Source organism: Flagellimonas meishanensis (assembly GCF_019880545.1).
Lineage (GTDB): Bacteria > Bacteroidota > Bacteroidia > Flavobacteriales > Flavobacteriaceae > Flagellimonas > Flagellimonas meishanensis.
Genome location: NZ_JAINVW010000003.1, coordinates 632,851 through 648,143 on the forward strand (window position 1 = coordinate 632,851; position 15,293 = coordinate 648,143).

Genomic DNA, 15,293 nt, shown 5'->3' on the forward strand with positions numbered 1-15,293 from the left:
TCCCCTTTTTTATTGTTGCTCGCGTTCCTTTTGGTCGTCCATTTTTCATGGGCACAACACAGAAACGAGATTACTGCAACCTTGGATGGAACAACAAAGGAAATCCAGGTCACCCAACGCTTCACCTATGCAAACAAATCCGAAACAGGCCTGACCCAACTGTATTTTAACGATTGGAACCATGCCTATGCCAACAAGAACACAAAATTGGCCAAGCGCTTTGGTGAAGAGTTCAACCGAAGTCTACATTTAGCAAAGGAAAGGGAACGCGGTTGGACGGAAATCAAGACGATAGTCGGTGATGACTATTCCGGTCTTGACTGGAAACGACTTGGCAACAGGGACATTATTTCGATAAATCTTCACGAACCTTTAGCTCCAGGGGAATCCATTCAGTTGTTCTTTACCTACATCGTAAAGTTGCCCGATGCAAAATTCACGGCCTATGGTTTTTATCCTAATGGGGAATACTATTTGAAGGATTGGTATTTAACCCCTGCCGTATTTGACAAGGAATGGTTACTATACGACAATGTGAACCTCAATGACCTGTATACTGAGGTTATGGAAACCACCATCCACTTAAAATATCCCCCTAAATTATTTCTTTCCTCCAACTTCGACCAGTGGAGCAATACCGATTTTCCTGGAGGCCAGTACATCAATTTAAAAGGGTCGGACAGAAAAACCTGTGAAATTATCCTCGGCAGCAACAAAAGGTTCACCAAACACATCACCCCGCATTTCACTATTTTAACAGACCTGGAATCCAATAAGTATGATGCAATTTCCCAGGGTATTTCCATAAACAGGATTGCCCAGTTCCTTACAGAAAACCTTGGAGAATACCCACATAAAAACTTGTTGGTCAGCGAGTTCGACTACAATACCTTGCCACTTTATGGTATCAATCAGCTGCCTCCATTTATCCGTCCGTATGAGGAACAATTTCAGTTCGAGATGAAGTTCTTGAAAACGGCAACCCGAAACTTCTTGAAGGAAACACTTTTCCTGAATCATCGAAGGGAAAGATGGGTAGAGGATGCCATTGGGTATTATTTAATGATCAAGTTTGTTGAAGAAAATTATCCCGACCAGAAGCTTGCGGGCAAGCTTTCCAAAATATGGGGATTCAAAGGTTTTAATCTGGCACAGATGGATTTTAATGAGCAATATGCCCTGTTCAGTATGCTATCCGCTAGAAAGAACATTGACCAGGCCCTAACGACACCCAACGATTCGCTGATAAAGTTCAACCAGAAAATAGCCAATGGATACAAGGCAGGGTTGGGCATGTCCTATCTGTCGGCGTATTTGGGAGACCAAAAAGTGGATAGTAGCATTGTACGTTTTTATAGGGACCACAGACTAGATCCAAGGGTTGATGCCGAAGATTTTCGAACCGCCATTGAACAAGTTGCAGATAAAAACGTGGACTGGTTTTTTGATGAATATGTTGGCTCCGATAAAAAAATTGATTTTAAGATAAAGAAAATCACCAAATTGGAAGATTCCATCCAAGTGGTGCTAAAAAACAAGCAGGGAACCAATGTGCCCATTTCCCTTTTCGGACTGCAAAAGGATTCGGTGGTGTCCCATTACTGGTTCTCCGATATTGACACCTCTAAAACTGTGACCATTCCGCGAAATGGTGAGGACCGTTTGGTGCTGAACTATGATCAAAAAATTCCGGAGTTCAATCAGCGGGACAACTGGAAAACCCTAAATGGTTTTTTCTCAAGCAATAAAAAACTGAAGTTTCAATTTTTCAAGGACACGGAAAATCCGTATTACAATCAGATTTTTTACGTTCCAATTGTCAACTTCAACGTGTATGATGGGGTCACGCCCGGGCTTCGGATATACAACAAGACCTTCCTTGAAAGGCCTTTTCAATATGACATCTCCCCCACATATTCCTTCTTGGAAAAGACCATGGTTGGGAAGGCGAGTTTCAGATATAGGAAATACCATCAAAAAACAGGGTTGTATGCCTCAACTTATTCATTTACAGGATCTACGTCCCATTTTCAGACCAATTCCCGTTTCACGACGCTCACTCCCGCAATCAGCCTAAGTTGGAGGCCCAATGACCTCCTCTCCAATAGGCGACAGACCTTGCTATTACGTTATAGGGGTGTATTCAGAAATATTGATGATACTTTGGTGGATGAAATCGATACCGAGCCAGATTATGGTGTTCTAAACCTGCGGTTTGGGGATGTGGACAATAACATTCTCAACTATACCTCTTGGTTTTTGGATGCCCAACATTCCAGTGATTTTACCAAACTGGCCTTTGAAATGGAATACCGAAAATTGTTCCAGAGCAACAGGCAATTGAATTTGAGGTTCTATGCCGGAAAGTTTATAAGAAACCAGACCAACTCCGACTTTTTCAGTTTTGCTTTGGATAGGCCCACGGATTATATGTTCGACCTGGCCTATCTCGGTAGGTCCGAAGACTCGGGGATCTATAGCCAACAAATAATAATTGCCGAGGGTGGTTTCAAATCACAGCTCGAAAATCCGTTTGCCAATGATTGGATAGCCACCACCAACGCTAGCACGAACATTTGGAGATGGGTGGAGGCCTATGGAGATATTGGTTTCATCAAAAACCGGGGTGATGACGCCCGTTTTGTCTACGATTCCGGAATCCGACTCAACTTGGTTACGGATTATTTTGAACTGTACTTTCCGGTCTACTCCAAAAGAGGTTGGGAAATTGCACAGGATGATTATGGGCAGCGTATTCGTTTTGTGGTCACCATAAGCCCAAGAACACTTATTGGTCTCTTTACCCGTAAATGGTTTTAAATTTGATGAATTCATATTTTTAAACCCATTGAAATCCAATATTCTGAAGTATCTGTTTTAAATTATACATTTTTTTGTCATATTTATAATTTGTTAACGTATTCCCTTGTTGGCAAATTGGATGGGTTTTTGTAGTTTTGCAAAAAAGCAACCCATACTCTATGAAGCCTGACCCGAGTACTCAAAATGATATTTCTTTTGATGATTTTCAGTCACAGATTCTTCAGGATTACAGAACGGCGGTACTAAGCAGGGAATGTAGTTTATTGGGAAGGCGTGAGGTACTCTCCGGAAAAGCCAAGTTCGGAATTTTTGGTGACGGTAAGGAATTGCCCCAGTTGGCCATGGCCAGGGCATTTCAAGATGGGGATTTCAGGAGTGGTTACTATAGAGATCAAACCTTTATGATGGCCCTTGGACTTTTGGACCCGAAAGAATTTTTTCACGGGCTTTATGCCACTACCGATTTGGAAAAGGATCCGATGAGTGCCGGAAGGCAGATGGGAGGCCACTTCATGACCCATAGCCTAAATGAAGATGGCACCTGGAAAAACCTTACCAAGCAAAAGAACAGCAGTGCCGATATCTCCTGCACCGCAGGGCAGATGCCACGTTTGTTGGGGTTGGCACAGGCCTCAAAAATATACCGAAACCTCAAGGAGATTGACCAATCCAATTTTTCCAACAATGGGAACGAAGTGGCTTGGGGCACCATAGGAAATGCGAGCACCAGTGAAGGACACTTCTTTGAGACCCTCAATGCGGCCGGCGTTATGCAGGTGCCCATGGTCATCAGTGTTTGGGATGATGAATATGGCATATCGGTCCCAGCGGAGTACCACACCACCAAGGGCAATATCTCATCGGCCCTGAAAGGGTTCCAGCGCGATGATGAAAATGCCGGATTTGAAATTTTAAAGGTCAAGGGGTGGGATTACACCGCGCTTATCCATGCATTTGAAAATGCCGGCGAAATTGCACGCGAGAACCATGTGCCGGTGCTAATCCACGTAACCGAGTTAACACAGCCTCAAGGACACTCCACGTCGGGTTCGCATGAGCGGTACAAATCCGCAGAGCGCCTGGAATGGGAACGGGAAAACGATTGCAACAAACGTTTTAGGGAATGGATCATAGCCAATGGCATCAGTAATGAAAATGAACTAAAAGCCATTGAGCGGGAAATCAAACAACATGTACGGGTCGCCAAAAAGGAGGCATGGGCTACCTTCCTAAAGCCTCATATTGAAGCAAAGAAAGAGTTGGTGCATCTGCTTGACGCTGCAGCTTCAAAAAGCCCCAACCGAGCATTTATTTCCAAATTGAAAAACGACCTCATCGCCATTGATGAACCCTTAAAAAAAGATTTGGCATCCAAGTCCCGTACTGCACTGCGATACCTACTTGGTGAAGAATCCCCGGAGAAAAAGCAACTACAGCAGTGGATAGCCACATTTTTGAACAACAGCCAGCCTAAATACAGCTCACATCTGTACAGCGAACTGCCAAATGGTGCCACTCGTGTGAAAGCGGTCTTGCCAAACTACGACAAGGATGTTGAGGAAGTGGATGGGCGTATCATACTGCGCGATAATTTTGATGCCCTTTTTGAAAAGTATCCTGAAGCCATGGTTTTTGGAGAGGATACAGGGAATATAGGTGATGTGAACCAGGGCCTGGAAGGATTGCAAAAGAAATATGGGGAACTTCGCGTTGCGGATACAGGCATCCGCGAGGCATCCATAATTGGGCAAGGCATTGGTTTGGCCATGCGGGGCCTACGGCCCATAGCGGAAATCCAATATTTGGATTATATATTGTACGGCCTCCAGACCTTGAGCGATGATTTGGCCACCCTCCTATACCGCACGGTAGGCAAACAGAAAGCACCCCTTATCATCAGGACCAGGGGGCACCGACTGGAAGGCATTTGGCATTCCGGTTCCCAAATGGGCGGGCTAATTCATTTGCTAAGGGGCATGTATATCCTGACCCCAAGGAACATGACCCAAGCTGCCGGTTTTTACAATACTTTGTTGAAAAGTGATGAACCCGCCTTGGTTATAGAGAGTCTGAATGGTTATCGGCTTAAAGAGAAGAAACCCACAAATTTAGGAGATTTTTGTACCCCTATAGGAAAGGTGGAAAGGTTAAAGGAAGGGAACGACATTACTTTGCTATCCTACGGATCAACACTGCGGATAGTTGAAAAAGTGGCCCAAGAACTTCTGGAAGTCGGCATTGATGCCGAGGTCATTGATGCGCAATCGCTGTTGCCCTTCGATTTGGCACATGAGACGGTGGAAAGTCTGAAAAAGACCAACAGGTTATTGATAATCGATGAAGATGTTCCAGGCGGGTGTTCAGCATATTTACTACAAAAAATACTGGAAGAACAGGGTGGTTATCACTATTTGGACAGCACCCCACAAACCCTTACCGCAAAGGCCCATCGGCCTGCATATGCTTCCGATGGTGACTACTTTTCCAAACCGAATGCGGAGGATATTTTTGAAAAAGTTTATGAGATTATGAACGAGGCCGATCCTGTTTCATACCCAAGGTTGAGATAGCCTTCAGGTTACAAAATCATATCTCGGCAGAAATTTATTTCGACGGTTTTTGTTGTCATTGAAACAATATTTTTTACTTTCACAAAGTTTAAAATCCCCCATAATGAAAAACAACTTGTTGATACACCTGGGTCTTGCACTTCTTAGAATTCTGCCTTCGGCATTTATGCTTACCCATGGTTATCCTAAATTGATGAAACTGGTGAATGGAAATACGGAGTTTGCCAATCCTTTCGGTATCGGTGAAGCCCCTACCCTTTTCTTAGCGGTGATAGCGGAGTTCGTTTGTCCCGTGCTCATGATCATTGGTTTTAAAACCCGTTGGGCTGCCATACCGGCCGCCATTGCCATGTTTGTTGCTGCCTTTATGATACACGCTGCAGATCCCTTTGCAACAAAGGAGAAAGCGTTGTTATTCCTGGTTTTCTTTGTGGTTATTTTCCTGTTGGGTCCTGGGAAGTACAGTGTGGACAAGAGGTAGGTCAAACAACCTCGAACAGCAACTCCTTTAAAAGATCGGCATGGCCAATATTGTTGGCGCCCACTCCCTTTCCCTTAAGATCAAGCTCACGAAGACTTGAAATGATCCGGCTTACTGTTTTCATTGGATAGTTTTTGGCCGCTATGGTATATTCCTTTACGAAGTATGGGTTTACGCCCAGCACTTTGGCAACATTCGCGGGGGAATGGTCGCTCAGTCCATGATATTGTAATAGCTGTGTAAAAAAAGTGTTCATCAGGGTTATTGTGACCACGAAGGGATTGTCCTTTGGGTTCTGGGCAAAATAGTCGATGATCCTGGAAGCTTTTTTTACATCCTTTTCCCCAATGGCCTTTTTTAGCTCAAAGTTGTTGTAATCCTTACTGATTCCTATATGTTTTTCAATGGCCTCGGGGGTAATCTCATCTGCGGATGGGATTACAAGCATCAATTTATCCAGTTCATTGCCAATTTTGCTCAAGTCCGTTCCCAAATATTCCACTAGAAGTATGCAGGCCTTGGGTGATATCCTATATTTTTTCCCTGCCAGGGTCCTCCGTATCCATTCGGCAACTTGGTTCTCGTACAGCTTGTTGCTTTCAAAGAGTTCCCCGTTCTTTTGTATGGCCTTGTACAACTTCTTCCGCTTGTCCAGTTTTTTGTACTTGTAGCAGACCACCAAAACGGTTGACCACTGGGGGTTTTCAACATAGCCTACCAGATTCTCAATGTTTCGGGACAAATGTTGGGCCTCCTTCACAATGACCACCTGATAATCCGCCATCATGGGAAACCGCTTGGAGTTGGCAATTACCTCATCAACTTGGGTATCCTTTCCGTAGAGCACCATTTGGTTGAACCCCCGTTCTTCCTCGGTCAACAAATTATCGGCTATGTATTGGGAAATCTTATCAATGTAGTAAGGCTCCTCCCCCATCAAAAAATAAATGGGTTTGGGTTTCCGCGCATCTATGGCGCCCACAATCTCCTTTATCCGCTCCATTGAGAAAAAATCATCAAATTTGTCCAATGCAAGCATTGAACTTTCCTAAATACTCGTTTCGACTCAAAAGTAGCGAAAATAGCCTCTATATTTTTGATGGTATCCGTAAAAAGTTTGTGGTACTCCAGCCCGAGGAATGGGTGCGCCAACATGTGGTCCACTTTCTGGTTTTTGCAAAAGGATATCCCAAAAGCCTGATCAATGTGGAAAAGCAACTAGTGGTGAACAAATTGAAAAAGCGCTATGACATTGTGGTCTTCAATCCGGATGGAAAAATTCATTTGCTTGTTGAATGCAAGGCTCCCGAGGTCAAAATCACCCAAAACACCTTCGACCAAATTGCCCGATACAATTACGCCTTGAAATCAAACTACCTTATGGTTACCAATGGCATGGAACACTACTGCTGTAAAATGGACTTTGAAAACGAAAAATACCAGTTTTTGAAGGAAATTCCTGATTTTAGCCGTTAATTTGCTCCCGTTTTGAAGATTGCCGTTGTCATACTCAATTGGAACGGGAAGGCATTGCTCCAAAAGTATCTTCCCCCAGCACTGGCCCATTCCAATGAGGCCGACATCTACGTTGTGGACAATGCCAGCACAGATGGGTCGGTAGCATTTATTGAAGAGGCCCATCCCACTATCCGTGTTATTCAAAATGAGGTGAACGGTGGCTTTGCCAAAGGATACAACGATGGTCTTAAGGATATAGACGCCGACATTTACTGCTTGTTGAATTCTGATGTTGAAGTTACCCCAAATTGGATTCCACCCATTGTTGAAGCGTTCAAATCGTTACCGGAAGCTGTCATCATCCAACCTAAAATACTGGATTTAAAAAGAAAGGACTATTTTGAATACGCAGGTGCCGCCGGTGGATTTATTGACCAGTTGGGATATCCATTTTGTCGGGGGAGAATCTTCCAGGCATTGGAAAAAGATGAAGGCCAGTACAACGATGTCAAGGAGGTGTTCTGGGCCACGGGCGCATGCATGTTCATAAAGGCGGATGTGTACAAGCATCTCAATGGTTTTGACGAGGACTATTTTGCCCATCAGGAGGAGATCGACCTTTGCTGGCGGGCCAAAAACATGGGACACAAAGTATATTATGTGGGCAAAAGCCATGTGTACCATCTTGGAGGCTCCACCCTGGACAACATGAATCCCACGAAGACCTATTTAAATTTTAGGAATTCTTTGTATTCCATCACCAAAAATCTCCCCAGGAGAAAAGCATACCCGATTATCTTGCTAAGATTGTTGCTGGACGGTATAGCGGCGCTTCGTTTTATATTTCAGTTGAAGTTCAATCATTGTTGGGCCGTTCTTCGAGCGCATTTGAGTTTTTATGCTAACTTTAGGAAAATGTACAAAAAGCGGGAGAAAGCTAATTTTATCCTAAAGTACCATGCCACAACATCCATAGTGTGGTCCCACTTCGTACATCAGGTAAAGAATTTTAACATTTTAGTAAAAGATTAACGATACCTAAGAATACAAGCTTTGCTTTTTCTATAATTTTGGCTCGTGTTTTTTACTTCGAAATGTCTAACAACCATTAAAATAATACTCTGAACTATGAAAAAAGTTTTTCTAGGAACCCTGGCCATGGCCGTTCTATTGTCTTCATGCGTGTCTCAAAAGAAATATGCCGAACTTGAGGCCAAGCAAAAGGAAACCCAAGATTTATTGAACTCGGCAACCGTTAAGCTCAACGATTGTTTGGAAGAAAAAGCCACTGCCGATTCAAGATTGAAAACACTTGAGGACCAAAATTCATTTTTAAAGGCAAACAACCAAGAGTTGATCAACAACATGGGCAATTTGACCACGCTCACTACCAAGGGTGCTGAAAACCTTGAGAAATCCTTGGAAAGCCTGCGTGAAAAAGATTTGACCATTAGAAAACTGCAAGATGCCGTCACCCGTCGTGATTCTGTTAACCTGGCACTGGTACAAAGCCTAAAAGGTGTTCTGGGCAACTTGGATGACGAGGACATCGAGGTCAGCGTTGAGAAAGGTGTTGTTTTCGTATCCATTTCTGACAAATTGTTGTTCAGCAGCGGAAGCTACAATGTGACCAATGCGGCCAAAGAAGTTTTGGGCAAAGTTGCGAAAGTGGTCAACAACAAACCTGACTTTGAATTCATGGTGGAAGGCCATACGGACAATGTTCCCTACAGAAGCGGTGTGCTTTTGGACAACTGGGATTTGAGTGCCAAAAGGGCAACATCCATTGTGCGGATTCTTCAGGATGATTTCGGTGTGGATCCTGCTAGGATGACCGCCGCTGGAAGAAGTTATTATGTTCCATTGGTGTCCAATGATAGCGCTACCGATAGGGCCAAGAACAGAAGAACCCGTATCGTGGTCCTTCCAAAAATCGATCAGTTCTATAGTATGATTGAAGAGGGAATGAAAGACCCGGCCATTGGTGGTTCTGGTAACTAAAAAGTCCTTGATAGTATATTAAAGCGGCCTTTAGGCCGCTTTTTTTTATGCCATTTTATAAAATGTCCAGACTGCCCTTACCCTCGCGCACAACCACTGGCTCCCCTTCCGATACATCAATTACGGTGGAGGCAACATTGCCACCATATCCGCCATCAATCACAACATCTACCAGATTTTGCCACTTTTCATAAATGAGTTCCGGGTCTGTGGTATATTCCAAAACATCATCTTCATCATAAATGGAAGTGGAGACGATTGGATTCCCCAAGGTAGAAACAAGGGCTCTGGCAATGGCATTGTCCGGAACACGTATCCCGACGGTCTTTTTCCGTTTGAAATCCTTTGGAAGATTGTTGCTGCCAGGCAAAATAAAGGTGTACGGCCCAGGAAGTGCCCGTTTCAAAAGCTTGAAAGTGGGCGCGTCAATCTGTCTGACGAAATCGGACAGGTTGCTCAAATCCGCGCAGACGAAAGACCAATTGGCCTTTTCCAGCTTCACTCCCTTAATCCGTGCAATTTTTTGTAATGCTTTTGTATTTGTGATATCACAACCCAGGCCATAGACCGTATCCGTAGGATAAATGATCAATCCATCCTTTCTTAGGATATCACAAATCTTGGCAATTTGCCTTGGATTCGGGTTTTCTTCATAAAGTTTGATGAATTCTGCCATAGTGTTTTTTGCCCTCTATGCAAGTTAGTGCAAAAAAGAGAATTCTTCCGATAAAAACGGACCCCATGAGGTGCAACCTTTCAGCCCAACACTTCCAATTTCGCAAAACGAAGCAATAATTTTTTCACATCGCCCTGCTCAAATTGTATTTCGGCCTTTTTATCATTTCCGATGCCTTCTATCTTCAAAACTTTTCCTTTGCCAAAACGGGTATGGTTTACCAAAGTCCCTTCCGACAGATTCAAATCGTTGGCGCTGGTAGTACTGGCTGGGTTGGAGAGTTCTGGTTTTAATTTTCTAAGTCTCCTCAATTGCTGCTCATTCGGTTGTTGAATGCGCGGAGGTGTGCCGTTCTTGGGTTTCACCTGTCGCAATTTGCTTTTGTCCACATCACCAAAAATATCGGCGTCTATCAATGATTTGTAACGATAGCCGTCATTCACAGGTGTTAGGTTCTCCACATATTGCGCATCGATTTCCTCAAGAAACCTGCTGGGTTCCGCATCTATAAGCTTTCCCCATCGATACCGATTTTGGGTATAGGTCAAGATCGCCTGCTCTTCGGCCCGGGTGAGGGCGACATAGAACAACCTCCGTTCCTCTTCCAGTTCGCTGCGTGTGTTCATGCTCATGGCGGACGGAAACAAATCCTCTTCCATGCCCACTACATATACGTGTGGAAATTCCAATCCCTTGGCCAGATGGATCGTCATCAATGCGACACGGTCATCATCGCCCACTTCCTTGTCCATATCCGTGGCAAGGGCAACATCTTCCAAAAACTCCGACAAGGCTCCTGTTGCATCCACCAATTCTTTCTGACCTTCCACAAAATCCTTGATCCCGTTCAAAAGCTCCTCAATATTTTCCATGCGGGCCACACCTTCCGGGGTGCCATCCTTTTTGAACTCAAGAATTAGTCCTGTTTTTTTCACTACGTGCTCTGCCAAGGTAAAGGCATCCGTGCTCTCGTTCATTATCTGGAAACTCTTGATCATGGTTACGAAATCTTCCAGTTTTCGTTGGGTACCCGCATTGATGCTGAGGTCCAGTTTCCCCAAATTTTCCATCACCTCATAAATGGAACGTCCATAATGGTTGGCGGCAACAATCAATCGGTCTATGGTAGTCGACCCGATGCCCCTCGCAGGAAAGTTGATGACCCGTTTTAGGGCTTCCTCATCTTTCGGGTTCACAATCAATCTCAAATAGGCCAGTACATCCTTGATCTCCTTACGTTGATAAAATGAAAGGCCTCCATAAATGCGATAGGGAATATCCCGTTTCCGCAGGGCATCCTCAATGGCCCGTGATTGCGAATTGGTCCGATACAACACGGCAAAGTCACCATTCAGGAGCTGCTTCTGCATCTTGGTTTCAAAAATGGAACTCGCCACGTACCTTCCCTCCTCCGCATCGGTTATACTGCGATGGATCTTTATTCTGTTCCCTTCATCATTTGAGGTCCAAACCACTTTTTGCAATTGGTCCCTATTTTTTGCAATGATGGAATTGGCCGCATTGACTATGTTTTTTGTGGAACGGTAATTTTGCTCCAGGCGATATACCGTTGCATCATCATAATCCCGTTGAAAGTTCAGGATGTTGCTAATATTTGCTCCACGAAAGGAATAGATGCTCTGCGCATCATCACCAACCACGCAAATGTTTTGATAACGGTCTGACAATGCTTTTACGATCAAATATTGGGAATGGTTGGTGTCTTGGTACTCATCCACCAAAATATAGCGGAAACGTTCCTGGTATTTGGCCAAGACTTCCGGAAAACGGGTCAACAGCTCATTGGTCCTGAGCAAAAGATCATCAAAGTCCATCGCCCCGGCCTTGAAACAACGATCAACGTAGTTCCGGTAAATTTCGCCCAACCTAGGACGCTTGGCCATGGCATCGGCCTCCACCAGCTCCGGGTTCTGGAAATAGGCTTTCACCGTGATCAGGCTGTTCTTGTAGGATGAAATCCGGTTTTGGATCTGTTTGTATTTGTAGATGTCCTTGTCCAGGCCCATTTCCTTGATGATGGATGCAATCAATCTTTGCGAATCCTGGGTATCATAGATGGTAAAATTGCTCGGGAATCCCAACTTATCGCCATCATAGCGCAACAATCTGGCAAAAACGGAATGGAACGTCCCCATCCACAGGTTCTTGGCCTCCGATTCGCCGACTATGGCCGCAATCCGTTTCTTCATTTCCCGGGCGGCCTTGTTGGTAAAGGTCAAGGCCAAGATATTGAAGGCATCAACACCCTCTTGCATCAAATGGGCAATGCGATAGGTCAATACACGGGTTTTTCCCGAACCTGCCCCGGCTATCACCATCAACGGACCCTCCTTATGGAGTACAGGAGCCCGCTGCGCATCATTGAGTTCATCTAAAAAAGAGTCCACCTTTTGTTTTTAAAACCAAGGGTGAAATTAGCCAATAATGGGCGCATGCTAAAATCATCCTTTCAATACTTATAAACAGAAAATGGGGATTTACCGGGATTTTGAATATATTTAAAACCAGAACCAACTACGCTTGATGAAATATAGCATCCCATTCGTTTCCCTCTTCTTATTGATTTCAGCCTTTTGCCATTCACAAGAAAAAAGCACAGGTCCCATACTAAATGATTTTGGGGCGGTATGGGCCATTGAGAACCCAGATTTCAAAACCGACCTGAATGGTGAGTTCAAGGTGGTATTCGATGTTATGGACAGCCCAGAATCCCATTCCGAGCTCAACCCCTGGATTGAAACTGCGGCCCGTTTTTTAAACATGCATGCACAAGCGGGCGTTCCCCTTTCCCAACTCAAGGTTGCTCTCGTCGTGCATAACAAGGCTTCAAAAGATATTGCCAACAACGAAAAATATGGAATCCTGTATGGCACTGAAAATCCCAATCGGCCCATGATCGAAGCCTTAATGCAGGCAGGAGCGGAAGTCATTTTTTGTGGGCAATCCTCCAAATCACGGGGTTTTCCGAAGGAAGATTTGATACCGGGGACCAAAATGGCACTTTCGGCAATGACGGCGTTGATCCAGCTTCAAAATGAAGGATACCGACTAATCAAATTCTAAATCAACTTATATGTACAAAATCATCCCCCTAGCTTTCCTATTTATTGGCCTTGGCCTTTGTGCCCAGGACTCAAATCTAGAGCAGGATTTCCAAAGCATTGAAAGCAAAGTGATTGAATGGAGACGGGACATCCACCAAAACCCGGAATTGAGCAACCGGGAATTCAAGACGGCAGAGAAAATAGCAAAACACCTAAAATCCCTAGGGCTGGAAGTCCAGACCGGAGTGGCCCATACCGGTGTGGTGGGACTTTTGAAAGGAGACCAGCCTGGCAAGGTGGTGGCCTTGAGGGCGGATATTGATGCCCTACCGGTCACGGAGAGGAATGATTTGCCCTTCAAATCCACAGTAACGTCGGAATATTTAGGGAAAGCAACGGGTGTCATGCATGCATGCGGGCACGATACGCACACAGCCATATTGATGGGTGTTGCGGAAGTACTTTCCAAAAACAAGGATAAAATAAAGGGAACCGTCAAGTTCATTTTCCAACCCGCAGAAGAAGGCCCGCCACCAGGTGAAGAAGGTGGGGCTTTGCTTATGGTGAAAGAGGGTGTATTGCAAAACCCCGATGTTGATGCCATTTTTGGGTTGCACATTAACTCCCAAACCCCAATCGGAACCTTAAAGTACAAGCCTGGAGGTGCTTTGGCATCGGCACAGCGTTTTGTGATCAATGTAAGAGGCAAGCAGACCCATGGTTCCCAACCATGGGCAGGAACAGACCCCATAATGATCAGTGCAAAGATCATTGATGCCCTGCAGACCATCATTAGCCGAGAAGCAGAGCTCACCAATGAAGCAGCGGTTATTTCCATTGGAAAAATCACGAGTGGGGTTCGTTCGAACATTATCCCTGAAAGCGCCGAATTGATTGGCACTATCCGTACCCTGGATTACGATATGCAAAAGTTCGTCAACAAAAGAATGGAAGAAATGGTACCTGCCATTGCCAAAGCCTATGGTGGTGATGCCACCTTGGAGATTTTCACCTCCACGGCAATTACGTTCAACGATTTGGATTTGACGGCCAAAATGGCACCGACGTTGGAAAAAGTCGCTGGAAAAGAAAACATTTCCATTCACAAGGCCATTACAGGTGCGGAAGACTTTAGTTATTTTCAGGAAAAGGTGCCCGGATTGTTTTTCTTTTTGGGAGGAATGGCCCCAGGCACTACTGAGGCTTTTCCACACCACACCCCCGATTTCAAGATTGATGACAGTGGATTATTGCTGGGCGTGAAAGCCATGACCCATTTGGCGCTGGACTATTTGAACATGTAACCGTACTTGGCTCTCCATTGTGTAATGTAATGCTGAAGGTGATGGGATTTAACTTCATTTTACTGTCAGGTTTCCAAAGGTTTTAAAAAACATCCTAATTTTGGCCTAAACAAAATTGCAAACCAAATACGACTACTTATGAAAAAAAAGCTACTCCTAATTGCTGTGCTCAGTGTTTCGTCTCTTTGTTTTTCCCAGAGAAAAAGTGATTTGATCGCCCAAATCGACCATTTCAGGGCAGCATTGGACAGTGTTGGGCAGGAATTGGCCCAGGCCAAACGTGAAATCTCCTCTAGCCGTGCCAAGGCAGAGACATTGGAAGCTGAAAATGTGGGACTTCGGGACGCCAATGCCACATTGCTGCAAAATTTGGGGAACTTTTCGGAGCTGTCCAAACAAAATACAAAAAACGTGAACCGGGCCATGGAAGCTCTCGCGCAGAAAGAAAAGCAGTTAAGTGGCATCAACGACATGATAGCGGCCAACGATTCAACCGCCATTGTATCCCTCACCCGGATAAAACAGACCTTGGGGGAAAATGCCAATGTAAACGTTTCCGCTGGCACCATTATCATTTCCAATAGTTTGGATGGCCTTTTTGGTTCCGATTCGGCTGTGGCATTGACCGAAGAAGGAAAAGCATGGCTGTCCAATGTGGCCAAAGTGATCATGCTCAATCCCAATTTCACCGTTGAAATAGAAGGGCTCAATATTACAGGTGAGTTCGGACCAACCTTTGATAAAGTCGCCTCAGTGGCAAAGGAATTGGTCAATCAGTCCGGAATCCCGACCGATAAATTGACACTTGCGGCCAAGGATGGGAATTTTAGGGAAGGAATAAATGTAAAATTGCAGCCGGACTACAAAGCTTTTTATTCGGAAGCGAAAAACAGTGTGAAGATTGCACAGTGACGG

General features: G+C 44.7%; 12 protein-coding genes. 9 read left to right on the forward strand and 3 right to left on the reverse strand.

Annotation, left to right across the window (positions count from 1 at the left end):
* Positions 1-81: 81 nt before the first annotated feature.
* From K7G75_RS10840 to K7G75_RS10850, 3 genes are all read left to right on the forward strand, one after another.
* A complete protein-coding gene (locus K7G75_RS10840) occupies positions 82-2,820 on the forward strand; it encodes a gluzincin family metallopeptidase (RefSeq protein ID WP_262420331.1) in 2,739 nt (912 codons plus the stop codon).
* Between the two features lie 161 nt (positions 2,821-2,981).
* On the forward strand, positions 2,982-5,393 hold the full coding sequence (locus tag K7G75_RS10845; RefSeq protein ID WP_222984268.1) for an alpha-ketoacid dehydrogenase subunit alpha/beta: 2,412 nt from the start codon (positions 2,982-2,984) through the stop codon (positions 5,391-5,393).
* A 103-nt stretch (positions 5,394-5,496) separates the two neighbouring features.
* Entirely contained in the window at positions 5,497-5,874 is a 378-nt protein-coding gene (locus K7G75_RS10850; protein WP_222984269.1) for a DoxX family protein, read from the forward strand.
* Position 5,875: 1 nt separating this feature from the next.
* On the opposite strand, the gene holA is transcribed toward K7G75_RS10850, so the two are convergent.
* Positions 5,876-6,877 (reverse strand): DNA polymerase III subunit delta, encoded by a 1,002-nt coding sequence (gene holA, locus K7G75_RS10855; protein ID WP_222985013.1) that lies wholly within the window; start codon positions 6,875-6,877, stop codon positions 5,876-5,878.
* Positions 6,878-6,903: 26 nt separating this feature from the next.
* Here holA and K7G75_RS10860 point away from each other — a divergent pair, with 26 nt between their 5' ends.
* From K7G75_RS10860 to K7G75_RS10870, 3 genes are all read left to right on the forward strand, one after another.
* Positions 6,904-7,350: a type I restriction enzyme HsdR N-terminal domain-containing protein gene (locus K7G75_RS10860; protein ID WP_222984270.1), complete on the forward strand. Its 447-nt coding sequence runs from the start codon at positions 6,904-6,906 to the stop codon at positions 7,348-7,350.
* Positions 7,351-7,362: 12 nt separating this feature from the next.
* Positions 7,363-8,364: a glycosyltransferase family 2 protein gene (locus K7G75_RS10865; RefSeq protein ID WP_222984271.1), complete on the forward strand. Its 1,002-nt coding sequence runs from the start codon at positions 7,363-7,365 to the stop codon at positions 8,362-8,364.
* A gap of 96 nt (positions 8,365-8,460) precedes the next feature.
* The gene (locus tag K7G75_RS10870) at positions 8,461-9,333 is read left to right on the forward strand and encodes an OmpA/MotB family protein (protein WP_222984272.1); all 873 of its coding nucleotides are present in this window, start codon (positions 8,461-8,463) and stop codon (positions 9,331-9,333) included.
* A 55-nt stretch (positions 9,334-9,388) separates the two neighbouring features.
* Here K7G75_RS10870 and K7G75_RS10875 read toward each other — a convergent pair whose 3' ends face one another.
* Together K7G75_RS10875 and K7G75_RS10880 are read right to left on the reverse strand one after the other, a co-directional pair.
* On the reverse strand, positions 9,389-10,009 hold the full coding sequence (locus K7G75_RS10875) for an L-threonylcarbamoyladenylate synthase (protein WP_222984273.1): 621 nt from the start codon (positions 10,007-10,009) through the stop codon (positions 9,389-9,391).
* Between the two features lie 80 nt (positions 10,010-10,089).
* Positions 10,090-12,417, reverse strand: coding sequence for an ATP-dependent helicase (locus K7G75_RS10880; protein ID WP_222984274.1), 2,328 nt, complete (start codon positions 12,415-12,417; stop codon positions 10,090-10,092).
* A gap of 136 nt (positions 12,418-12,553) precedes the next feature.
* On the opposite strand from K7G75_RS10880, the gene K7G75_RS10885 reads away from it, so the two are divergent.
* From K7G75_RS10885 to K7G75_RS10895, 3 genes are all read left to right on the forward strand, one after another.
* Complete coding sequence (locus tag K7G75_RS10885) at positions 12,554-13,093, forward strand: DsrE family protein (RefSeq protein WP_222984275.1); 540 nt, start codon at positions 12,554-12,556, stop codon at positions 13,091-13,093.
* Positions 13,094-13,103: 10 nt separating this feature from the next.
* Positions 13,104-14,378 (forward strand): amidohydrolase, encoded by a 1,275-nt coding sequence (locus tag K7G75_RS10890; RefSeq protein ID WP_222984276.1) that lies wholly within the window; start codon positions 13,104-13,106, stop codon positions 14,376-14,378.
* Between the two features lie 138 nt (positions 14,379-14,516).
* The gene (locus tag K7G75_RS10895; protein WP_222984277.1) at positions 14,517-15,290 is read left to right on the forward strand and encodes a hypothetical protein; all 774 of its coding nucleotides are present in this window, start codon (positions 14,517-14,519) and stop codon (positions 15,288-15,290) included.
* Positions 15,291-15,293: the final 3 nt, after the last annotated feature.